Source organism: Sphingopyxis sp. FD7, assembly GCF_003609835.1.
GTDB lineage: Bacteria > Pseudomonadota > Alphaproteobacteria > Sphingomonadales > Sphingomonadaceae > Sphingopyxis.
On the sequence record NZ_AP017898.1, the window covers coordinates 1,561,618 to 1,584,283 of the forward strand.

Genomic DNA, 22,666 nt, shown 5'->3' on the forward strand with positions numbered 1-22,666 from the left:
GCCGGATCGCGTTTAACAGTCGTTCTTTTGATTGCCAACGAAAAGACTGTGCCGCGGGGGCGTCGCCGGACGGATTTGCCATTGCATCAAGTCCCTTCATTCAGGGATCGATCGGCGCCGGCGCGGCCCGCGGTCCACACCAGAGAAAGCGCGAAAATCGCTGCCATAAGCGGCGTCCGCAGCGGATAATCGTAGCTGCTCGCCAGAAACAGAAGCAGCAGGATGACGGCGCCGAGCCGCCGGAACATCAGCGAGACCTCCGAGCGATCCTCGGCCGACCCACGAAAATAGTTGCGCACAACGACGGCCAAGCTAGCGGCCAGAAGCAGCACAAAAGGCAAACCGCCGGTCAGAAAAAGTTCGACGAAGTCATTGTGGGCATGGTTCATATATTGCGGCCGTAACATGAAATCGGGTTCGACGACGCGATAAGCCTCAACGAACGTTCCCATGCCCGTTCCGAACGGCAGATTTTCAAAGGCAAGCCTGACCGCCACGGGCCAGGTGTTGAAGCGGAGCGACGTTTCCGTGCCGACACCGGACGCAAACAGCCGATCGAATGAATTGGACGCGGTCATCTGGACGGTGAGGATAGCGACGGCGACAAGCATAACGAGAGCGAGCGCGGTTTTCCACGTCGCGGTCCGGCCGCCGCTTCCCGCAATCCGGAACGGCGAGATTTTCAGAACGAACAGCACGGACGCCAGCCCGACCAGACCGACCAGAATCCCCGCTCGCGACTGGGCGACCAGCAGGGACGGCAGAAGCAGCGCGGCAAAGGAAAGCCCGCCCCATTGCAACGCGCCCGATCGCTCCTCGGCCATCCGCGACGCCAGCGCGACGAGCGCGGCCGTCAAAGGAAAAGCCATCGCGAGCGCGACCGCGTGGTGATTGCGGTTGGCGAACAGGCCAACCGCCGACCCGTCATTGGTAATCCGATACAGATAGAAGGCATTGCCTTCGCCGCCGATGATCTGAAGGAGACCGAACAAGGTGGACGCGAACAGGCCCGCTAGAAGCAGCAGTGCAATACGGAACTGACGTTCGCGCTCGATTGTCAGCGCGAGCAAAAGAACGGCGAGCGGCAGCGCCATCGCCATCAGCGCGTTGACGGTGCGATAAGGAACCAGACTGATCGGTCGCCAGACGTCGGCCATCCCCGCCGCCCGGTCGATCTCGACCACAAGGTCGCGCCCGGGCAGCGCTTGCCAGATTGCCGGAGGAAGCGGCACCAGCTGAAGGGCGACGAGCAACACCGACGCGAAAGCACAGGCAAGCAACGCCTTGTTCCGTTGCCACACGTCGCTGGGCAATAGGCAAAGGGCGACTGCGAGCGCCAGAATCGCAATCGGACGCAGAACGACCAGCGAGGTGACGTCGTCGCGCCCGCTGCCGCCGAGTAGCAGCGCCATGAGCAGGATGGCGGCAAGCACCAATTCGGAGGCCGAACTCGAACGAAAGATATTCTTTTTCATCTGGTTAAAGTTCCGGCGCAGGGGCGGTTACGGGGGGCTGCTCGTGCAGGGTGGGCACTAGCCGTTTCAATGCGGCTCGGCAACCGCCCGTATCGGCGGCCGAAATCGCCGCCTCGATCGCGGCGATGTTCGCATGGAGGCATTCATGGCTGACGCATTCCTCGCGCGCCTGCATGATCCGTGGATGCGCGGTCTGCTGCGATTCCTCGCCGACAAGAAGTTCCTCGTAGAGCTTCTCACCCTTGCGCAGTCCGCGTTCGACGATCTCGATGCTTCCGTCGGGATTAGCGGGCGTGCGGATCGTGAGGCCGGACAATCGCACCATGGTTTCGGCAAGATCCCAGATGCGCACCGGTTCGCCCATGTCGAGCAGAAAGACCTCGCCGCCGACAGCCATGCTGCCTGCCTGGATCACCAGTTCGGCCGCCTCTGGGATCGTCATGAAATAGCGTGTCACATCGCGGTGGGTCACCGTCACCGGACCGCCGCGCTCAATCTGCTGCCGAAAGGTCGGAACGACCGATCCGCTCGATCCGAGCACGTTGCCGAAGCGAACCATCGAGAAAATCGTGCCGTCAGCCTTTTGCGACCGGCTCATGTCCTGAAGCAGCATTTCGCAAACGCGTTTGCTGGCCCCCATGACGTTGGGGGGGCGCACCGCCTTGTCGGTGCTGACGAGGATGAATCGCTCGACCCCCTTGACCACCGCCATCTCGGCGACGTTACGCGTTCCCCGGATATTGTTGGCGACGCCATCAAGCGGATTTTCCTCCAGAAGCGGAACATGCTTATACGCCGCTGCGTGATAGATGGTGTCAGGCGCCTCATCGGCGAACAGGCGCTCGACCGCCCCAGCATCGGCCACGTTCGACAATCTGGCCCTAAGAGCGGGCCGGGCGCCATCGGGCAAACGGACGAGGATCGCTTCAAGTTCATTCTGAAGCCGGAAGAGCGAAAATTCGCTGGATTCGACGAGGGTGAGCGAATGCGGAGCCAGCCGCAGAATCTGTCGACACAATTCGCTGCCGATCGAACCGCCGGCGCCTGTCACCATCACCCGCTTGCCCTTCACCGATCGCGACAGCAGTTCGCGATCGGCCGTCACCGGTGGACGACCGAGCAGATCCTCCACCTCTATCGGCCGGATCGAGCTCGCCGAAATCTTGCCTTCCAGAATATCCCGAACCGGCGGGAGCGTCTGGACATTGATGCTGAACTGCGCGAGATTTCGGATGATCTCCTTGCGTCGGGCGTCGCCGACCTGCGTCATCGCCAAAATGATGTCGGTGATGTCGAACTGGTTCAGCACGTTGGCGATATCGTCGGTGTGAAAGATGCGGACGCCGTCGATCCGCTTGCCCCGCTTGGTCCGGTCATCGTCGAGAAAGCCGACAAGCCGCAGGCCGCCTTCAGAACTCAATGACGCTGCCAGTCGCTGACCGGTCGTGCCGGCTCCGTAGATCAGGACGTTTCGTTCCCGCCCTACAAAGTCGCGCGAATGGAAAAGATCGACGAGCACATATCGACCGACGATACGCGCGACACCGATCAGCATGAGAAACAGGATCGGGCCGAGAATGGCGATCGTCCGCGGCACGCCAGGATAGCCGACATACATATAGACGACGACCAGCGGCACCGCCATCATCGCGACAGCCACCGCCAGCGAAATCAATACGCCGCGACCTGCGTAGCGAAATATGGCCGAATAAACGCCGCGCCAATAAGCGATCGGGAACCATAGCAGCAACATGGAGAGGCCAAAGCGCAGCACCGGCCAGTCATCGGAGCTCCATTCGCCCATCCGAATGGAAAAAGCCATCGCGGACGCAACCAATCCCAAGAGCGCGTCGCAAATGAGAACAAGCAGGAGTTTCGCCCACCGCGGCCAGAAAAGCATGCGCGCAGCAGAGGTGATCAGATAGGTCGAAATATCGGTGAAGAAACGCTCAAACACGGCTGGGCCTCAAACGGGGGTGAGAATATCGGAAATCCAGACCTCTAGATGCGGCCATTAATGCGAAATGCTGCGGCGATCCAGAACCCGCAGCACAGTCAGGATCAGGATGTTGAGGTCGAAGACGAAGTTCATCCGGTTCAGATATTCGCGCTCCAACACCACTTTCTCGTCGATCGTCAGTTCATCGCGACCGTTAATCTGAGCCCATCCGGTTATACCCGGCCTAAGCGCGGCAACCCCGGATTCCGTCCTCAAACGCATCAAATCGTCCTGATTGAACAGCGCCGGTCGCGGTCCGACCAGGCTCATGTCGCCAACGATCACACTGAAGAACTGCGGCAGTTCATCGAGGCTCGTTCGCCGCAGGAAACGTCCGATCCGCGTCACCCGGCTTTGCCCGTCCTGCAGCAAATGCGTCGGCAGCAGCGGCGTGTCGACGCGCATCGTGCGAAACTTGGGCATCAGGAACAGTCGGCTGTCACGGCCAAAGCGCTGCGACCAGAACACCGCAGGCCCCGGCGAGTCCAGACGGATCGCGAGCGCCACGCAAAGCATCAACGGAGCCAGAAGAAGAACGGCAAGCGAAGCGAAGATCAGGTCGAACATTCGCTTTATCATTTGTTCGTTCCCGCTATCATGCCAATCGCCCCGTCAAGCGTAACATCAGGTTCCCACGCGAAAAGACGCGCGAACCGCTTGCCATCGTACGCCGCGTTGCCAAGCAGGCTTTGTGCACGCTCGCCCAGAACAATATGCGCGCATCCGCTCACCAGTTCCGGCGACCAGTTCCACACAAGATCCGGGTGCCCGAAGCGGTTCAGCAATTTGCGGTAAAGCGCGGCCGTTGACAGCGGCTCGCTGTCAGTGACGATGAAGCATCCCGACCGATCCTGTCCAACGGCGATCGCAACGGCATCCGCCACATTACCCACGAAAGCAAAACTGCGGCGATTGTCTATCCGTCCGACCGGGAGCGGCACGGCGAAGCGAGCTGCCTTTGCAAGAGCGGCGAACCAGGCCGTCACACCCGGCCCGATCAGCGCCGGCGGCCGAAGCGATATGGTCCGAAACCCCTCGCGGTCGCGTTCGGCGAGCCCGATGTCGGCCAACAGCTTGCTTATTCCATAAGGGGTCGTCGGCTCGGGCGACCAGTCATCGTCGACAACGCTGCCGGCCGGGGTCAGTGATCTGACAGCTGCAACGGAACTCAGCTGAACAAAACGCGTCGCTCCTGCGCGCCGCGCGACGTCTGCAAGGCGAAGGGGAAACTCACCATTGACCAGCCGATATCGCCGCTCGGCGAGCACCGGATCCTCGCGCCGCAGAATATGGACACGCGCCATACAGTTCACCACGACGTCGCAGCCATCGACGAGACGCATGAGATCCGCCCCGATAATATCGCCTGTCGCAAGCGACTCGGTGGCCGAAGCAAGCTTTGTTCCCGATCGGGTCAGCGCGCGAACCCGATATCCCGACGCGGCAAGCCTTCCGACGACATGCCGCCCCAGAAAGCCTGCTGCGCCGGTGACGGCAACCGTCATCATGGCTGAGTGCTCCGGCCCACCTTGCCAGCGATCAACGCCGAAACAGCACCGGATCAGTTGTTCTGCAGCGCAACGACGATCGGCGTCGTCAACAGGGGCACGACCTGCAAGACATCACGGAAAAGACGGCGCGATGCGGAATCACCAACAACCACAACGTCGTTGGCATGAATGTCGGGGTCGGCGTAGGCGCCGCGACGAATGGCCTTCAGATTGAACAGTGCAGCATATTTCTGGCCTTCAACCGTCCTGAACACGACAACCTCGTCCAGACGCGCAAACTCCGCCGTTCCCTCGGCCGTGGCGATCGCCCGCAGCAAGGTCATCCGACCCACCACCGGATAGAGTCCGGGCTTGCGGACCTGCCCTTCGACGGTCACAAACTGGCTGCCTGTTTCTTTGAGATTCACGGTGACCTGCGGATCGCGAATATGAGCCAGCATCAGCTTGGACCGAAGATCCTGCTCCACTTCGGCCGGAGTTTTTCCTGCAGCCTGGATCACCCCGGCCAACGGGAAGGAGAAACGCCCGCTCGCGTCCGTCTGCACTTCGCGCTTGCTGAGTTCAAGAATGCCGAACACATCGATCGTAAGCCGGTCGAAAGGCCCGATCAGATAAGGTCGCTCGTCGGACAGCGTGTCACCACCGCCGGGTTCGGGCAGGCTGTCTGCCGGAATGACGCGGACATGCGGCGAACCGCCCAATTGCGGTGCGGCACATCCGGACGTGATCGCCACCAGCGGCAGCGCGGCCAGCAGGGCCGCCCAGGTCGCCGGACGCAGGCTCCGAACTCGCACGGAACGTCGCGGAGATGCGTGATCCGGCATATATTTTCCTTCAGATTACATATTCCAAACAAATCCATCCGGCACGAACTGGCTTGCGGATTCGTGTCCCGGACGCGTTCGGCCGGGTGATTAGTCACATTCGGATTCAAGCACAAGTTGCTTCCCGATGAATGCGCCGAAACGTTGCCTTGCGGCGAGTGACGGTCCTGCCTCGGACGCGCTGCCTAAATGGTCTGCAGATACCAGCGATCGGTGCCCAACAGGCCAATGGCAGTCAGGCGGCCGCTGCGATAGGCACCCGTATCGATACCGATGCGGTTTGGGCGCTCTTCTATGTCCGCGGTGATCGTGTGTCCGTGCACGATCATCGCACCATGGTCCAGGCGGCTGGAAAGAAACTCCTCCCGAATCCATCTGAGATCGGTCAGCTTCTGACGTTCAAGCGGCACCGAATCCCTTACCCCCGCATGCACGAAGACATAGTCGCCGTAACGGACCATGTCCTCCCCCCGGGCAAGGAAATCAACATGCGACCGGGGAACGGCATCGGCGAAAACGCCCGCAAGTTCCTCGAACGTCAGTCGATCATAGAGTCCGTCGTCGCGCAAATAGCTCCTGACCGTCGCATCACCGCCGATACGCACAAAAAAACGAAGCGCGCGAACATCGTTCGCAAGCGCTGCGAGCATGGATTCCTCGTGGTTACCGATCAGATGATGGACGCGATCGAATTGGGCAGGAAGCGAAAGCGCTCGTTCGATGACCCGATCGGAATCGGGACCGCGATCCACAAGATCGCCTAGCAGTACCAGCACACAAAGCTCATGCGGCCGGCTTCGACGGTCGGCTGCGATCCGGTCCAGCAGATCGGCAAACAGATCGTCGCGACCATGAATATCGCCGATCGCATAGAGCAATATACCATCGGCCATCGAGCGCTGGTCTGAAACGGATGCGCGCCCACCCCGCCTGAACCTGGAAAGAAAAGTCATCGGCCCGCAAAAAACCTTGCCATGAACGAACGCGAGTATCGGGAAACGCCGCCCTTAGCGAAGTCGCCGATGGTTGGCCAGCCAAAGGAGCCGGGCCGTTCGCCGACGGCTGTTGGCCTGTGGAGCACGATGTTCACGCCCCGATCAAAGGTTAAGACAACGACAACCCTTTGCGTGTAGAGGCCCGACACTTGCCTTTTCGACCGGCTTTCAGGATCGTACCGACGTGGCCGACCATATCATCACCACCTTCGGCACCCGCCCGGAAGCGATAAAAATGTTTCCGGTCGTTCACGCGCTCGCGGCTCGCGACGACGTCCGGGTCAGCGTCTGCGTGACCGCCCAGCATCGCGAGATGCTCGACCAGGTGCTTGAAATCGCGCGAATCGTGCCCGATATCGACCTGGACGTCATGACGCCAAACCAGTCGCTCGACGCGCTGCTTGCCCGGCTCGTCACTGGCCTTGGCGAAACTTTCGACGCCGAAAAGCCCGACCGCATCCTGGTGCACGGCGACACGCTGACGACGATGGCCGCGACGCTTGCCGCCTATTTCCGCAAGATCCCGGTGGGGCATGTCGAGGCGGGGCTGCGCAGCGGCAATATCTATCATCCCTGGCCCGAAGAGGTGAACCGCAAGGTCACGGGCGCGGTCGCCGACCTGCATTTCGCGCCAACCGAAACCGCCGCCGCGGCACTGCGCGCCGAAAATGTGCCGGCGAATCAGATTCATGTTACGGGCAACACCGTGATCGACGCGCTGCTCGCGACGCGGGCGCGGATCGAGGATGAGCCGTCGCTGGCGGGGGGGCTCGACCCGCTCGCCGATCGTTTTGCGGGCAAGCGCATCATCGCCGTCACATCGCACCGGCGCGAAAACTTCGGCGACGGCATGAACGCCATTGCCGAAGCCATCGCCGGGATCGCCGCGCGCCCCGACGTGGCGGTGATCTTTCCCGTTCATCCCAATCCGCATGTTCGCAGCGCGATGGAGCCGATCCTCGGCGCGCTCCCCAATGTCGCGCTGATCGACCCGCTCGACTATCCGCATTTTGTGCGGCTGCTCGCGCTCAGCACGCTGGTGCTCACCGACAGCGGCGGCGTGCAGGAGGAGGCGCCTTCGCTCGGCAAGCCGGTGCTCGTGATGCGCGAGACGACCGAGCGGCCGGAAGGGATCGAAGCAGGGACCGCGCGCCTCGTCGGCACCGACAAAAATCGCATCGTTTCGGAAATTTTCAGCCTTTTGGACGATGAAGGCGCCTATAACGCCATGGCGCGCGCGCATAATCCCTTCGGAGACGGCCGCGCCGCGCAGCGAATTGCGGAGATTGTAGCGCGTGCCCATTGACAGCGACCAGAATGTTACCGTCCTCGGCCTGGGCTATATCGGCCTGCCCACCGCCGCGCTGATCGCGCGTTCGGGGAGCAAGGTCACCGGCGTCGACGTCAGCGAGCATGTCGTCGAGACGGTCAACGGCGGCAAGGTGCATATCGAGGAGGTCGATCTCGACGGTCTGGTCCAGGGCGTCGTTGCGCGTGGCGCGCTTGTTGCATCGACCGAAGTGGCCCCCGCCGACGTGTTCGTGATTGCGGTGCCGACCCCGCATGATGACGAGCATCGCCCCGACATCGGCCATGTCCTGTCGGCGGCGCGCGCCATCGCGCCGAAACTGGAAGAGGGCAACCTTGTCATCCTCGAATCCACCTCGCCCGTCGGCACGACCGAAACGGTCGCGGCGCTGCTCGCCGAGCTGCGTCCCGACCTGAAAGTTCCCGGCGCCTGCACCGGCGCCGCCGACATCTTTGTCGCCTATTGTCCCGAGCGCGTGCTGCCGGGGCGCATCCTTGTCGAGCTGGTCGACAACGACCGCTGCATCGGCGGCATCACCCCGCGCTGCGCGCGCCGCGCGATGACCTTTTACCGCCAGTTCGTCCGCGGTGCCTGCGTCACAACCTCGGCGCGCGCCGCCGAAATGGTGAAACTGGTCGAGAACAGCTACCGCGACGTCAACATCGCCTTTGCCAACGAGCTGTCGATGATGGCGGAGCATCTGGGCGTCGATGTGTGGGAGGTGATCCGCCTCGCCAATCGCCACCCGCGCGTCAACATCCTCCAGCCCGGCCCCGGCGTCGGCGGCCATTGCATCGCCGTCGATCCCTGGTTCCTCGTCCATGGCGCGCCCGATCACAGCCGCCTGATCCGCACCGCGCGCGAGGTCAATCTCGCGAAGACCGCGCATGTCATCGGCGCCGCCGAAATGCTCGTGTCGCAGCATCCCGAAGCGCGCGTCGCCTGCCTCGGCCTCGCCTTCAAGCCCAATATCGACGATTTCCGCGAAAGCCCCGCGGTCGAGGTCGCCGCCGCGCTCGCCCGGCGTTTCGGCCAGCAGATCCGCATCGTCGAGCCTTATGCGCGCGGACTGCCCATGGACTTCGCGGGCACGGGCGCCGAGCTGATCGACCTCGACAACGCGCTCGCAAGCTGCGACCTGCTCATCGTCCTTGTCGATCACGAGTTGTTCAAGTCGATCCCGATCGAGGAGCGCGGCGACAAGATCGTTTACGACACGCGCGGGCTGTGGCCCGATCAGCCAAGTGTCGAAAACGGCAACCGTTTCAACCGCGCCGCCTGACCGATCGCCCTTGACGCCCGGCGAGCGGCCCAACAAGGTGGAGCGATGTGGACTCGCCTCGAAACGATCGTCGTCGACAAGCCGTGGGGACGCACCGACATTCCGCGCGCCTTCGGCGATTTCGGCGGTCGCCGCGTCGGCGAGATATGGTTTCTGCACCCCGACGGCGATGATGCGCCGATCATGGTCAAATTTCTGTTTACTTCCGAGCGACTGTCGATTCAGGTCCATCCCGGTGATGAGGCTGCGGCTGCCGCAGGCTACCCCCGCGGCAAGGAAGAGTGCTGGCTTGTTCTCGATGCCGAACCGGATGCCGAGCTGGGCGTGGGCCTCACCGGCGCGACGACATGCAGGGCGCTGCACGCCGCGGCCCTTGACGGCTCCATCGTCGACATGGTCGACTGGCGCGCCGCACATGTCGGCGATTTCGTCTACAATCGGGCGGGCACAATTCATGCCATTGGCGCCGGGCTGACCGTCGTAGAGGTGCAGCAGAATGTCGACTGCACCTATCGTCTTTATGACTATGGCCGGCCGCGCGAGTTGCATCTCGACGCTGGCCTGGCGGTCTCGATGACCGCTCCGTGCCCCGACCCGCGCGACCGCAAGGTCGCAGCGACCGACAATCATCTGCTCGTCGATGGTCCGCATTTCCGCCTGCTTCACCTCGCAGGGATCGATGCTACCGCATATCTGCCCAAGGGTAGCGGCGACTATATCTTCACGCCGCTGTCACAAGGCTGCACCATTGGCGGCGAGGTGGTAAAGCTTGGCGAATGTGTGGCAACCGAAAGCGCCAACGACATCGTGCTGGCGCCCGGCGCTCGCGCGTTGCTGAGCTGGCCCGCCTGATTTCGTCTTCCAAGGGTCTTTTATGAACATCATCGCCCCCGTCATCCTGTCCGGCGGCTCCGGCACGCGCCTCTGGCCCGTATCGACCGCCGAAACCCCCAAACAGTTCCAGCCGCTAACAGGCGGCGGCAGCATGTTCCTGCAAACGCTGGCGCGTGCGAGCGACCGCACCCGCTTCGCCGCGCCACTGGTCGTGTGCGGCCCGGCGCATGTCGCGCATGTCGAGGCCGATCTGGCGACGGCGCGCATCGACGACGCGCGGATCATCGTCGAGCCCGCCGCGCGCAACACCGCTCCGGCGATTGCCCTCGCCGCACTGGCCGCGCTGGCCGATGATCCCGCCGCGACGATCCTCGCCATGCCCGCCGATCATGTGATGACCGAGGTGCCGGCCTTCCTCGCGGCGATCGAAGCCGCGCGTCCGGCGGTCGAGGTCGGTGCGCTAGCGACCTTCGGCATCGCGCCGTCGCATCCCGAAACCGGCTATGGCTACATCGCCGCGGGCGACCCTTTGGCGGACGTTCCCGGCGTCCGCGCGGTGCGGCGCTTCGTCGAAAAACCGCCGCGCGAAAAAGCCGAAGCGATGCTGTCCGAAGGCGGCCACTATTGGAACGCCGGCATCTTCCTGATGCGCGCCGACCGCTTTATGGCCGAACTGGCGCGGCAGCAGCCCGCGATGGCGTCCGCCTGTACCGCGGCGATGGACGGTGCGCGGGCGGACGGCGCAAAGCTCCATCCGCGTGCCGAGGCCTTCCTCGCCAGCCCGTCGGACTCGATCGACTATGCGGTGATGGAGGGCGCCAGCGATGTCGTCGTCGTCCCCGTCGATCCCGGCTGGTCCGACGTCGGCGGCTGGGCCGCGCTCCACGCGCTTGGCGACAAGGATGCGGCGGGCAATGTCCGCGTTGGCGACGTTATCGCGCTGGACGCGAACGATAATTATCTGCGCGCGGGGGATGGCAAGCGGATCGCCGTCGTCGGCGTTTCGGACCTGGTGGTCGTCGCGCACGGCGATGACGTCCTCGTCATTCCGCGCGAACGCGCGCAGGAGGTCAAGGCGATCGTCGAGGCGCTCGCGAAGCATCCGCCGCGCTGAGCGCACGCCCCCTCCCCTTGCACCCCCCGCAGCCATCGCCCATATCGCGCGGCATGACCCATCCCCACGCGCAAAGTGCCGCGCCCTGGCACGGAACCACCATCCTTTCGGCCCGCAACGAAGCCAAGGTCGTCGTTATCGGCGACGGACAGGTCTCGATGGGCCAGACGGTGATGAAGCCCAATGCCCGCAAGGTCCGCCGCCTGCACGATGGCAGCGTGATCGGCGGCTTCGCAGGCGCGACCGCCGACGCCTTCACCCTGTTCGAGCGGCTCGAGGCCAAGCTCGAACGCCACAATGGCCAGTTGCTCCGCGCCGCGGTCGAGCTGGCGAAGGACTGGCGCACCGACAAATATCTGCGCAACCTGGAAGCGATGATGATCGTCGCCGACAAGGAAGTCACGCTGGTCATCACCGGCAACGGCGACGTGCTCGAACCCACGGGCGGCATCGCCGCGATCGGTTCGGGCGGCAATTTCGCGCTGTCGGCGGCGCGCGCGCTCGCCGATTATGAAAAAGACCCCGAAGTGCTGGCGAAAAAGGCGATGGCCGTCGCCGCCGAGATCTGCGTCTATACCAACGACCAGTTCACGCTCGAAACCATCGACACAACGGGTTGACGCTTTATGGTCGGCGGGGTGATCGATACCCTTCCCCGCCGCCATTTTGTCGCCGCTTCGGCGGCGCTCGCCCTCCCCGGCTGCGCCGCGACGACACCGCGCATTGCCCCGGTCGCGCTCGCCTGCCTGCCGCGCGTCAACGTGTCGGCCGACCGCGTCATCCGCACGGTCGCGGGCCTGCGCCCCTATCGCGCGCAGGGATTCGTCGTTCGCGCCGAAGCGCTCGGCGACAAAAGGCTGGTCCATAATTACGGCCATGGCGGCGCGGGCATCACGCTGAGCTGGGGCACCGCGCGGCTCGCGGCCGATCTGGGCCTGCCGGGGCACAGCGGCGCGGTCGCGGTGATCGGATCCGGGGTGATGGGCCTGTCGACCGCGCGGCTGGTGCAGGAGGCGGGCTTTCCCGTCACCATCTACACCGCCGCGCTGCCGCCCGATACGACATCGAACATCGCCGGGGGCGAATGGTCGCCCTATGGCCATTTCGAGCGCGACGCAGTGACGCCCGAATGGCGCGCGCAATATCGGGCGGCGCGCGATTACAGCTGGCGGCGCTTTCAGATCATGGTGGGCGAGGATTATGGCGTCCGCTGGCTGCCCGTCTATGCCGAGGGCGCACCGCGCGCCGCCAGCCCCTATCGCCCCGGCGAACAGGCGCTCGCGCCGGGCGACCATCCCTTCCCGGTCGAACGGGTCAACCGCTTCGAGACGATGTTCATCGAAACGGGTCGCTATCTGCGCCAGCTCATCCGTGACGTGCAGATGGCGGGCGGCGCGGTCCGCATCCGCAAGCTCGCGGACCGCGCCGAGCTGGCGACGCTCCCCGAAACGCTGATCTTCAATTGCACCGGGCTCGGGTCGCGCGCCATGCTGGGCGACATGGATCTCCGCCCCGCGCGCGGCCAGCTCGCGGTGCTCGCGCCGCAGCCCGATGTCCGCTACGCCTTCACGGGCAATGCGGGCTATATGTTCCCGCGCCCCGACGGCATCATTCTTGGCGGCACATTCGAGCTCGACCAATGGTCGACGGCGCCCGTGGAGGCCGACATCGCACGCATCCTCGCGTCGCATCGCGCGCTGTTCGGCGGTTTCCATTGCCCGGCTTGATCTCGGCCAAGCCGATCCCATCTAGCGGCCTCATCGATTTCTCTTTGCTGGAACCCTCCGACATATGAACAAGGATTTGACCCCGAAGGCGATCGTCGCCGCACTGGACACGCATATCATCGGCCAGGATGCGGCGAAGCGCGCGGTCGCGGTGGCGCTGCGCAATCGCTGGCGCCGCCAGCAGCTGCCCGCCGAGCTGCGCGACGAGGTGACGCCCAAGAATATCCTGATGATTGGCCCCACCGGCTGCGGCAAGACCGAGATTTCGCGCCGCCTCGCCAGGCTTGCCGACGCGCCCTTCATCAAGGTCGAGGCGACCAAGTTCACCGAGGTCGGCTATGTCGGCCGCGACGTCGAACAGATTGCGCGCGATCTTGTCGAGGAGGCCGTGCGGCTGGAAAAGGACCGCCGCCGCGATGCCGTGCGCGCCGCCGCCGAAGAGGCCGCGATGGAACGGCTGCTCGACGCGCTCACCGGCAAGGGCGCAAGCGAGGCGACGCGCCAGAGCTTTCGCCAGCGCATCCGCGAAGGCCATCTCGACGACAGCGAAGTCGAAATCGAGGTCGCCGAAGCGCCCGGCCTGAACTTTGAACTGCCCGGCCAGCCGGGGCAGATGAGCATGATCAACCTGTCCGACATGCTCGGCAAGGCGATGGGCGGCCTCCCCAGGAAGCGCCGCAAGATGAAGGTGATCGACGCCGCGACGCGGCTGATCGAGGAAGAGCAGGACAAAAGGCTCGACCAGGACGATGTCGCGCGCGTCGCGCTCGCCGATGCCGAGGCGAACGGCATCGTCTTTCTCGACGAAATCGACAAGATCGCGGTCAGCGACGTGCGCGGCGGCTCGGTCAGCCGCGAGGGGGTGCAGCGCGACCTCTTGCCGCTGATCGAGGGCACGACGGTCGCGACCAAATATGGCCCGATGAAGACCGACCATATCCTCTTCATCGCCAGCGGCGCCTTTCACGTCGCCAAGCCCAGCGACCTGCTCCCCGAACTCCAGGGCCGCCTGCCGATCCGCGTCGAGCTCGGCGCGCTCACCGAAGCGGATTTCGTCCGCATCCTGAGCGAGACGAAGGCGGGCCTGCCCGAACAATATGCGGCGCTGCTCGGCACCGAGGGCGTGACGCTGAACTTCACCGACGACGCGATCGCGCGCGTCGCCAAACTCGCGGCCGAGGTGAATGAAAAGGTCGAGAATATCGGCGCGCGTCGACTTCAGACGATCATGGAACGGCTGGTCGAGGAGATCAGCTTCACCGCCGAGGATGCGCACGGCACGACGCTCGACATCGACGCCGCCTATGTCGACAAGCAGCTCGCCGATGTCGTGGGCGACACCGACCTCAGCAAATATGTGCTTTAAGGGGTAACGGCAGCTTTCGGCCGAAACCAAATCCTTATTCCATCGTCATCCCGGCGAAGTCCGGGATGACGGATAAGCTAATGGTGGGAAGCCACCCGACTCCGCCTTTCCCACACCTCTTCTCCAACCACCCGGGCCCCGCATCAACAAACCCAAACCGGCATCTTTTCCCCCGTCCATTTACCGAACTCCATTTGACTTTCGCGCGCCCGCAATGCGATGAACGGATGACACGGCCGATCTGGGTCAAACGGCCGGCACGGAGACAGCAATGACGGATGAGGACGTCGCCCCGCAGCAGGGCGAGCTGGCGATCACGCGCACTGGCGATCGGCTTCGGCTGGCGCGCGAGGCCGCGGGATTGTCGCTGGCCGACGTGGCGACGCGCACGCGCATCACCCAGCGCCATCTGGCGGCAATCGAAAAAAGCGATTTTTCGGAGCTTCCCGGCCGCACCTATGTCACCGGCTTCGCGCGCGCCTATGCCCGCGCGGTCGATCTGCCCGAGGCCGAAATCGGCGCGGCGATCCGCCAGGAACTCGAAGAGGATGAATATGGCGCGCGGCCGCTTTACGAGGCCTATGAGCCGACCGATCCCGCGCGCCTGCCGACCGCGCGGCTGACCTGGACGCTCGTGATCGTCACGCTGCTGCTCGCGTCGGCCTATGGCGTCTGGCGCTTTCTGTCGGTCGAACCCGACGAGGCGCTCATCGCCGCGCAGAACCGCGACGCCGACGCATCCGAAGCTCCCGAAAGCGCGGCGAGCACGGCGCCCGCGGCCAAGGCCGGCGGCTCGTCCGCCGACGTTGCAGCGAATGCCCCCGTCGTGCTGACCGGCCTCTCCGAAGTCTGGATCGGTTTCGATGATGCCGAGGGCAAGACCGAAAACTGGCGCACGCTCGACCCCGGCGAAACCTATGAAGTCCCACCCGCCTATATCGAGCAGTTCACGTTGCGCACCAGCATACCGCAAGCGCTGAAAGTCACCGTCGGCGGCCGCGACGTCGGCCCCGTCGGCCCCGCCGACACGCTGGTCAAGAATATCTCGCTGAAACCCGCCGACCTGATCGCGCGCGCCGGGGGAACGGGCGCACCGGGCAGCGCCGCGCCGACCCGCCCGCAGGGCTGATCGACCGGTCGGCCGGGCCGGTCGCCGCGGCAGCGCACCGAAATGGGTTTGCGCTGGCGCGGCTTCGCGCGTTATGGACGGGAAAACTGGTTAACGAGTGGGGACCGAAAAGCAGATGAGGATGCGTCACATCTCTATCCTGGGAACGGCAGCGATCGCGCTGGTCGCGCCAGTTCCGGCCGCGACCCAGGACGCAGCGCTCGGCAAGCGCATCGAGCGGCTCGAAAAGGAAATGCGGGCGGTCCAGCGCACCGTCTTCCCCGGTGGCAGCCCGACCTTTTTCGAGGGCGAGATCGCACCCGACAACACGCCTGGCGAGCGCGCGCGCGCCAATGCCCCCGTGATCGACCTGACCGCGCGCGTCGATGCGCTGGAGAGCCAGTTACAGACCTTGACGGGGCAGACCGAGCAAAACGCCTTTCAGCTGCGCGAGCTCGAAAAGAAGGTCGCCGCCTATAAGGCGGAGATGGACAAGCGTTTTGCCGACCCGGCGGCGACCGAAGACACGGCAACCCCCGCCAGCCTTGCACCCACGGTCAAGGCGCCCGCGGCTGCCACCGCGGCCGCGACTCCGGCCACCAGGCCGGTCAGCAAACCCGCGGCCAGGCCCGCCGGCCCCGACGCCGCCCGGCTCGCGCTCGTCAAGGCGGTCGAGGTTCCGGCGACGGGCAACGAGACCAAGGACGCCTATGACTATGGCTATCGCCTGTGGGACGCCAAACTCTATCCCGAGGCGCAGGCGCAATTGAAAAGCGTCGTCACCAAATGGCCGCAAAGCAGTTATGCAAGCTTTGCGCAGAACCTCCTCGGCCGCGCCTATCTCGACGAAGGCAAACCCAGCCTTGCGGCGGTCGCCTTCTACAATAATTACAAGGACCGCCCCAGCGGGCCGCGCGCGCCGCACAGCCTGATGTACATGGGCGTGGCACTCGACCGGCTCGGCCGCAAGGCCGACGCCTGCAAGGCGTTCCGCGAGCTTGACGAAGTCTATGGCGACAAGGCGCCGCAGGATGTCCGCACCGATGCTGCCGCCGCAAAAGCAAAAGCAGGCTGCTGAGCGCGACGTCGCGGGGCGCCTTGCCGGCGACCTCGCCGCCCTGCTCGGCGCCGACTGGCATCGGCTTCATTATGGCGTCGCGGTGTCGGGCGGACCCGACAGCATGGCGCTGCTGTGGATGATGGTGTCGCTGCTGCCCGGCCAGGTCTGGGCAGCGACGGTCGATCACGGCCTGCGCAAGGGGTCCGACGACGAAGCGCGCATGGTCGCCGCCTTCTGCGCGCGCGAACATATCCCGCATTCGACGCTGAAACCGCCCACCCCGATCCGCGGATCCTTGCAGGCAGCAGCGCGCACCGAACGCTATCGCCTGCTCGAACAATGGCGCGAGGTGCATGCGCTCGACCATATCGCCACGGCGCATCACGCCGACGACCAGCTGGAAACGATCGTCATGCGGCTCAACCGCGCGAGCGGAGTCGGCGGGCTAGCGGCCATCCGCGCGACCAACGGCGCGGTTCTGCGTCCGCTTCTCGGCTGGCGGCGCGGCGAACTGGTCGAAGTCGCGCTCGACAATGATCTGCCCTTCATCGACGATCCCTCGAACAGCGACGACCGTTTCGATCGCGCACGGCTGCGCCATGCGCTGCGTTCGCAGACCGTGCTGGATCCCGTGGCGGCGGCGAAATCGGCGGCCTGTCTCGCCGAAGCCGACGAGGCGCTCGATTGGGCGGTTAAGCGACTGATCGCGGGCTGGCCCGACGCTTCGGACCTTGCCGTGATCCGCGACGAAGCCTATCCGCCCGAGCTGTTTCGCCGCGTCGTCGCGCAGCGGCTGCGCGCCAATGCGCCGCAACTGGCGCTGCGCGGCGCCGCGCTCGACGGGGTGATCGCCGCGATGCGCGCCGGGCGGCGCGCGATGGTCGGCGCGCTGCTGATCGATGCCGTACGCGGGCCCGATGGGACGATCTGGCGCATTTCCGCGGCGCCGCGCCGGAAAACTGGGGCCATGGCTCCGAAAAAGACCTGATTGCCTCATTGTCATTTAACCCGATTATCCTATCTTGTTCGGATAGGAGCGCAGCGCTTGCGCCGTTGAGGAAAGAATCCGAATGCAGGACGACAAGGAACCACAGGGCAACCCCTGGATGAAGAGCGTGATGATCTGGAGCGGCATCCTGCTCGCCATGCTCCTCGTCGCCTCGATGTTCGGCGGTGCCGCACAACCGGTCGGCAACCCGCTCGCCTATTCGGAGTTCCGCCAGAAGGTCGAGGAAGGCAGCGTCAAGGAGGTGATCCTGTCCGAGGACAAGGTGACCGGCACGCTCGCGAACGGCGACCGCTTCACCGCCAATGTCGTGCGCGACCCCGACCTGCTCAAGATGCTCAACGACAACGGCGTCAAATATGACGGACAGCCGGCTGAAACCCCCAACTTCTGGATGTATATGCTCGTCCAGTCGCTGCCTTTCCTGCTGATCCTCGGCATCGCCTTTTTCGTCTTTCGCCAGGTGCAGAAGAACAACGGCTCGGGCGCGATGGGCTTTGGCAAGTCGCGCGCCAAGATGCTCACCGAAAAGCAGGGCCGCGTGACCTTCGACGATGTCGCGGGCATCGACGAAGCGCGCGAGGAGCTCGAGGAAATCGTCGAGTTCCTGAAAGACCCCAGCAAATTTTCCAAGCTCGGCGGCCAGATTCCGAAGGGTGCATTGCTCGTCGGTTCGCCCGGCACGGGGAAGACCTTGCTCGCCCGCGCCATCGCGGGCGAGGCGGGCGTTCCCTTTTTCACCATTTCGGGGTCGGACTTCGTCGAAATGTTCGTCGGCGTCGGCGCGAGCCGGGTCCGCGACATGTTCGAGCAAGCCAAGCGCAACGCGCCGTGCATCGTCTTCATCGACGAAATCGACGCGGTCGGGCGCCATCGCGGCGCGGGCCTTGGCAATGGCAATGACGAGCGCGAACAGACGCTGAACCAGCTCCTCGTCGAAATGGACGGGTTCGAGGCGAACGAAGGCATCATCATCGTCGCGGCGACCAACCGTCCCGACGTGCTCGATCCCGCGCTGCTGCGCCCCGGTCGCTTCGACCGTCAGGTCGTCGTGCCGCGTCCCGACATCGAAGGCCGCCAGAAGATACTGGAGGTTCACACGCGCAAGAAGCCGCTGGCGCCTGACGTCGACCTGCGCCGCATCGCGCGCGGAACACCGGGCTTTTCGGGCGCCGATCTTGCCAATCTCTGCAACGAGGCGGCGCTGCTCGCGGCGCGCAAGGGCAAACGCCTGATCGCGTCGGACGAGTTTGAGGAAGCCAAGGACAAGGTCATGATGGGCGCCGAGCGCCGGTCGATGGTGATGACCGAGGACGAGAAGAAGGCAACCGCCTATCACGAGGCCGGCCACGCGCTGGTTTCGCTGCATGTCGAGGGCAATGACCCGCTTCACAAGGTCACGATCATTCCGCGCGGCCGCGCGCTGGGCGTGACGTGGAACCTGCCCGAACGCGACCGTTATTCGCAGAATATGAAGCAGATGAAGGCGCGTCTCGCGCTCTGCTTTGGCGGTCGCATCGCCGAACAGCTCATCTATGGCGAAGACGAGCTCAACACGGGCGCGTCGAACGACATTCAGCAGGCGACCGACATGGCGCGCGCGATGGTCATGGAATATGGCATGTCGGAAAAGCTCGGCTGGCTGCGCTACCGCGACAATCAGGACGAGGTGTTCCTCGGCCACAGCGTCTCGCGCGCGCAGAATATGTCGGAAGAGACCGCCAAGCTGATCGACGCCGAAGTCCGCCGCCTTGTCGAAGAGGGCGAAGCCGTCGCGCGCAAGGTGCTCACCGAGCATATCGACGAGCTGCACCTGCTCGCCGCCGCGCTGCTCGAATATGAAACGCTCTCGGGCGAGGAAGCGAAGCGCGCGATCAAGGGCGAGGACATCGGCCGCGAGGACGACGCCGACAAGCGCGGCGCACCCGTCAAGGGCCATGCGGGCGGCCTGCCGCAGATCAAGCGCAAGCCGCGCCCCTTCGGCGACGCCAACCCGCAGGGCGTATAGCTTTTAGGCCTGTCCGGTTCGATCCGATTGGCGGGGACCAGTTTCGGCACATGACCCTTCATGCGCGACTCCTGCTCCTCGGTCTTTGCGCGCCTCTTCTGTGCGCCATGGCGCCGGGCGACATGAGCGTCGCCGCCTTCCTGGCGCGTGCAGGATCGCTCGAGCGGCTGGGACCGCTGGCGCTTGCGACGCCGCAGGGTCTTCAGCTCAAGAATGAGGTGATCGCGGCCGGCAGGCGCTACAAGGCCCGCATCGACGCCGAGCGCCGCGCCGGCCGGAGGACGACCAGCTGTCCGCCCGAGTCGGGCAGCCTCTCTCCCGAACAATGGCTGGCGCATCTGCGCAGCTATCCGGCGCGCGTGCGTGGGCGGGTCAGCATCTACGCCGCATTCGACGCGCTGATGAAGAAACGCTATCCCTGCCCCGCCTGATCCGCCAGGGAGGCGGCAACGGACGAAGGAGCGATCATGCGATCCGGTAAAGCGTTGAACGGCCGCCTGGCACTGGTCCGATGCGAGCGCGCCGCGGCAGCGCTGCGCCCCGGCTTCATCAGAGCTTGATGACATGACGATCTATTGCGACGAATCGGGCGGGCTGAACGCCGGCGCGATGACCTTTTCGGCGGTGATGCTGACGGCTGAGGCCGCCGCCGACATCCACGCGCGCTTTCGCAGCGTCACCGGGCTGCGCGGCGAGCTCAAGGGCAGCCGCATCAGCCTCGTCGAACGCGCCTGGTTGCTCGAACTCTTCGACCGCGCGGGCGGCCGCGCATGGGTCGCGGTGGCCGAACGCGACCGGCTTGCGCAGAGCCCCGGTGGCACGCTGCCGAGCGACCTCGATCTTTATGCCGCGCTGCTCGACCTCGCGATCGGCCGCTGGCTGCCCGAAACGGGCGGCGTCTGCACCGACGTCGTGATCGACGACGGGCGCTACGATCCCGATATCCTCGGCCGTGTCCGCGCCGAGATCCAGGCGGGGCTGGGCCAGTGGGGCCGCGCCTCGCTCGCCGACAGTCGGCGAAGCGAAGGCGTCCAGATCGCCGACGTCATCGCCAACAGCCTGTTCAACATCGCCGTCAAATCGCCGCGCGCCCGCCGCATACGGACGATCCTGAATCCGCTGCTGGACACAAGGGCGATCCGCATCGCCAACCTCACCGCCATGCCATAGCAAAAGGGCCGCAGTTTCCTGCGGCCCCCTTGGCGATCCCTTCGCTTCGATCTATTCGAAGTCGCCACCGCCGCCGGCGGGGCTGCGCGGCGGCGCCGCCGCGGTCAGGCGCAGCGCCTCGGCCGAGCGGCTGATCGAGCTGATTTCATCGGGCGTATCGTCGTCGTCGACGACAACCTTCTGCATCGACCCGACGAGCGCTTCCTGCAAATCCTTCGGACGGATCGTCTGCTCGGCGATTTCGCGCAGCGCGACGACGGGATTCTTGTCGCGGTCGCGATCGACGGTCAGCTCCGAGCCGCCCGAGATTTCGCGGGCGCGATGCGCGGAGAGCAGGACCAGGTCGAAACGGTTGGGAACTTTGTCGACGCAATCCTCGACGGTAACGCGGGCCATGATATTTCCTTAAACGGGAGAGGCCAGCCCTGTGCGGGGCATGGCGGCAAGCGCTGCGCGCTAGCAGGCCCGGCTTCGTCTGTCAACGAACGCGCCGCCCTTGCGGCACGTGGCGATGCCGGCCTATGAGCGGACATGGCCGCCCCCTGCCCCACCGCCGATCCGATGCAAGGGCTGATGGCAGAGGTCGCGGAGCACCGGATCGAACTGATCTTCGACGGCGGCGAACGGCTGGCGCGGCTGATCGCGCTGATCGACGGCGCCGCACGCAGCATCGACCTGATCATGTATATCTTCGAGAATGACGCGGCGGGCCTCAGCATCCTGCGCGCGCTGACGGCGGCCGCGCGCCGCGGGGTGCGCGTGCGCGCGCTGATCGACAGCTTCGGGTCGGGCGACACCCCCGACGCCATGTTCAGCCCGCTGCGCGAAGCAGGCGGCAGCGCGACCTTCTTCTCGCGCCGCTGGCGCTCGACCTATCTCATCCGCAATCACCAGAAGCTGATCCTGATCGACGACGCCATCGCCATCACCGGCGGCTTCAACATCGCCGACGATTATCTGAGCCCGCCGCGCAGCGGTTGCTGGTTCGACATCGGCATGGTGATTGAGGGACCAAGTGTCGCGCGCGCGGCCGACTGGTTCGCCAAAATCCACGATTATACGGTCCGTCACGATGGCAAGCTCCTGATTCTGCGCCGCCTGATCCGCGAATGGCCGGTCGATGGCGGTCCGGTCTCCTGGCTCGTCGGCGGGCCGACACAGCGGCTGTCCCCATGGGCGCGCGCGGTGCGTGCCGATCTGGATGGCGCGCGCCAGCTCGACATGGCGATGGCCTATTTTTCGCCGGGACAAGGCCTGCTTCGCCGCCTCGGCCGCGTCGCGCAGCGGGGCCGTGCGCGCCTTGTCATGGCGGGCAAGTCCGACAATGGCGCGACGATCGGCGCCTCGCGCCTGCTCTATGGCTATCTGCTCCGCAAGGGAGCCGAGGTGTGGGAATATCGGCCGTGCAAGCTGCACATGAAGCTGATCGTCGTCGACGATGTCGTCTATATCGGCTCGGCCAATTTCGACGTGCGCAGCCTGTTCGTCAATGTCGAGCTGATGGTGCGGATCGCCGATGCGGGCTTTGCGGCGCAGATGCGGCGCTTCGTCGCGGACCTCCAGCCCGATTGCGAGCTTATCACGCCCGAGGCGCACAAGGCGCGCGCAGGCTGGTGGACGCGGCTGCGCTGGACGCTCGCCTGGTTCGTCGTCGGCGTCGCCGATTACACCGTGTCGCGCAAACTCAACTTCGGCCTCGGCGATCCCGACCCGGATGTTTAGACCCTGTTTCAGTGAGATTTAAGCGACGAGATCGTCCTTGACTGAACAGGCTGTGTGCTGCCGCGAAGGCGTGAGCCCCTCTCCGGCTGGCGCCATTTGGAACCGGCGGGAGATGGGCCCCCGCCTTAGCGGGGACACGGCAAGCTTATGACGCTT

The 22,666-nt window shown here is 64.9% G+C and carries 21 protein-coding genes; 14 read left to right on the forward strand and 7 right to left on the reverse strand.

Annotation, left to right across the window (positions count from 1 at the left end):
* Positions 1-86: 86 nt before the first annotated feature.
* The 6 genes from SPYCA_RS07290 to SPYCA_RS07315 form a co-directional block, all read right to left on the reverse strand.
* Positions 87-1,433 (reverse strand): O-antigen ligase family protein, encoded by a 1,347-nt coding sequence (locus tag SPYCA_RS07290; protein ID WP_172595000.1) that lies wholly within the window; start codon positions 1,431-1,433, stop codon positions 87-89.
* A 46-nt stretch (positions 1,434-1,479) separates the two neighbouring features.
* Positions 1,480-3,279, reverse strand: coding sequence for a polysaccharide biosynthesis protein (locus SPYCA_RS07295; protein WP_232003573.1), 1,800 nt, complete (start codon positions 3,277-3,279; stop codon positions 1,480-1,482).
* A 210-nt stretch (positions 3,280-3,489) separates the two neighbouring features.
* Positions 3,490-4,041: a sugar transferase gene (locus SPYCA_RS07300; protein WP_232003575.1), complete on the reverse strand. Its 552-nt coding sequence runs from the start codon at positions 4,039-4,041 to the stop codon at positions 3,490-3,492.
* A gap of 8 nt (positions 4,042-4,049) precedes the next feature.
* The gene (locus SPYCA_RS07305; RefSeq protein WP_120219598.1) at positions 4,050-4,982 is read right to left on the reverse strand and encodes an NAD-dependent epimerase/dehydratase family protein; all 933 of its coding nucleotides are present in this window, start codon (positions 4,980-4,982) and stop codon (positions 4,050-4,052) included.
* A gap of 53 nt (positions 4,983-5,035) precedes the next feature.
* The gene (locus SPYCA_RS07310; protein WP_172595002.1) at positions 5,036-5,809 is read right to left on the reverse strand and encodes a polysaccharide biosynthesis/export family protein; all 774 of its coding nucleotides are present in this window, start codon (positions 5,807-5,809) and stop codon (positions 5,036-5,038) included.
* 185 nt (positions 5,810-5,994) lie between these two features.
* Positions 5,995-6,702: a metallophosphoesterase gene (locus SPYCA_RS07315; protein ID WP_232003576.1), complete on the reverse strand. Its 708-nt coding sequence runs from the start codon at positions 6,700-6,702 to the stop codon at positions 5,995-5,997.
* Positions 6,703-7,039: 337 nt separating this feature from the next.
* Between SPYCA_RS07315 and wecB the strand changes: the two genes are divergently transcribed.
* The 13 genes from wecB (at position 7,040) to SPYCA_RS07380 (ending at position 20,788) form a co-directional block, all read left to right on the forward strand.
* Complete coding sequence (gene wecB, locus SPYCA_RS07320; protein ID WP_232003651.1) at positions 7,040-8,110, forward strand: non-hydrolyzing UDP-N-acetylglucosamine 2-epimerase; 1,071 nt, start codon at positions 7,040-7,042, stop codon at positions 8,108-8,110.
* Positions 8,100-9,395, forward strand: coding sequence for a UDP-N-acetyl-D-mannosamine dehydrogenase (gene wecC, locus SPYCA_RS07325; RefSeq protein ID WP_120219602.1), 1,296 nt, complete (start codon positions 8,100-8,102; stop codon positions 9,393-9,395). Before wecB ends, wecC begins: the two co-directional genes overlap by 11 nt.
* A gap of 45 nt (positions 9,396-9,440) precedes the next feature.
* On the forward strand, positions 9,441-10,247 hold the full coding sequence (locus tag SPYCA_RS07330) for a class I mannose-6-phosphate isomerase (RefSeq protein ID WP_120219603.1): 807 nt from the start codon (positions 9,441-9,443) through the stop codon (positions 10,245-10,247).
* 22 nt (positions 10,248-10,269) lie between these two features.
* The gene (locus tag SPYCA_RS07335) at positions 10,270-11,343 is read left to right on the forward strand and encodes a mannose-1-phosphate guanylyltransferase/mannose-6-phosphate isomerase (RefSeq protein ID WP_120219604.1); all 1,074 of its coding nucleotides are present in this window, start codon (positions 10,270-10,272) and stop codon (positions 11,341-11,343) included.
* A 53-nt stretch (positions 11,344-11,396) separates the two neighbouring features.
* Positions 11,397-11,963, forward strand: a complete 567-nt coding sequence (gene hslV, locus SPYCA_RS07340) for an ATP-dependent protease subunit HslV (protein ID WP_120219605.1) — start codon at positions 11,397-11,399, stop codon at positions 11,961-11,963.
* A gap of 18 nt (positions 11,964-11,981) precedes the next feature.
* On the forward strand, positions 11,982-13,070 hold the full coding sequence (locus tag SPYCA_RS07345) for an FAD-dependent oxidoreductase (protein WP_232003578.1): 1,089 nt from the start codon (positions 11,982-11,984) through the stop codon (positions 13,068-13,070).
* Between the two features lie 64 nt (positions 13,071-13,134).
* On the forward strand, positions 13,135-14,436 hold the full coding sequence (gene hslU / locus SPYCA_RS07350) for an ATP-dependent protease ATPase subunit HslU (RefSeq protein ID WP_120219607.1): 1,302 nt from the start codon (positions 13,135-13,137) through the stop codon (positions 14,434-14,436).
* 271 nt (positions 14,437-14,707) lie between these two features.
* Positions 14,708-15,565, forward strand: a complete 858-nt coding sequence (locus SPYCA_RS07355; protein ID WP_120219608.1) for a helix-turn-helix domain-containing protein — start codon at positions 14,708-14,710, stop codon at positions 15,563-15,565.
* A gap of 115 nt (positions 15,566-15,680) precedes the next feature.
* On the forward strand, positions 15,681-16,622 hold the full coding sequence (locus tag SPYCA_RS07360) for a tetratricopeptide repeat protein (protein ID WP_120219609.1): 942 nt from the start codon (positions 15,681-15,683) through the stop codon (positions 16,620-16,622).
* Complete coding sequence (tilS, locus tag SPYCA_RS07365) at positions 16,576-17,592, forward strand: tRNA lysidine(34) synthetase TilS (protein ID WP_120219610.1); 1,017 nt, start codon at positions 16,576-16,578, stop codon at positions 17,590-17,592. The genes SPYCA_RS07360 and tilS overlap by 47 nt, the downstream gene beginning before the upstream one ends.
* An 82-nt stretch (positions 17,593-17,674) precedes the next feature.
* Positions 17,675-19,618, forward strand: coding sequence for an ATP-dependent zinc metalloprotease FtsH (ftsH, locus tag SPYCA_RS07370; RefSeq protein ID WP_120219611.1), 1,944 nt, complete (start codon positions 17,675-17,677; stop codon positions 19,616-19,618).
* Positions 19,619-19,740: 122 nt separating this feature from the next.
* Positions 19,741-20,049, forward strand: coding sequence for a hypothetical protein (locus tag SPYCA_RS07375; RefSeq protein ID WP_232003579.1), 309 nt, complete (start codon positions 19,741-19,743; stop codon positions 20,047-20,049).
* A gap of 133 nt (positions 20,050-20,182) precedes the next feature.
* Entirely contained in the window at positions 20,183-20,788 is a 606-nt protein-coding gene (locus SPYCA_RS07380; RefSeq protein WP_120219613.1) for a DUF3800 domain-containing protein, read from the forward strand.
* Between the two features lie 51 nt (positions 20,789-20,839).
* Here SPYCA_RS07380 and rpoZ read toward each other — a convergent pair whose 3' ends face one another.
* Positions 20,840-21,184, reverse strand: coding sequence for a DNA-directed RNA polymerase subunit omega (gene rpoZ, locus SPYCA_RS07385; protein ID WP_120219614.1), 345 nt, complete (start codon positions 21,182-21,184; stop codon positions 20,840-20,842).
* 177 nt (positions 21,185-21,361) lie between these two features.
* Here rpoZ and SPYCA_RS07390 point away from each other — a divergent pair, with 177 nt between their 5' ends.
* A complete protein-coding gene (locus tag SPYCA_RS07390) occupies positions 21,362-22,510 on the forward strand; it encodes a phospholipase D-like domain-containing protein (protein ID WP_232003581.1) in 1,149 nt (382 codons plus the stop codon).
* Positions 22,511-22,666 lie beyond the last annotated feature (156 nt).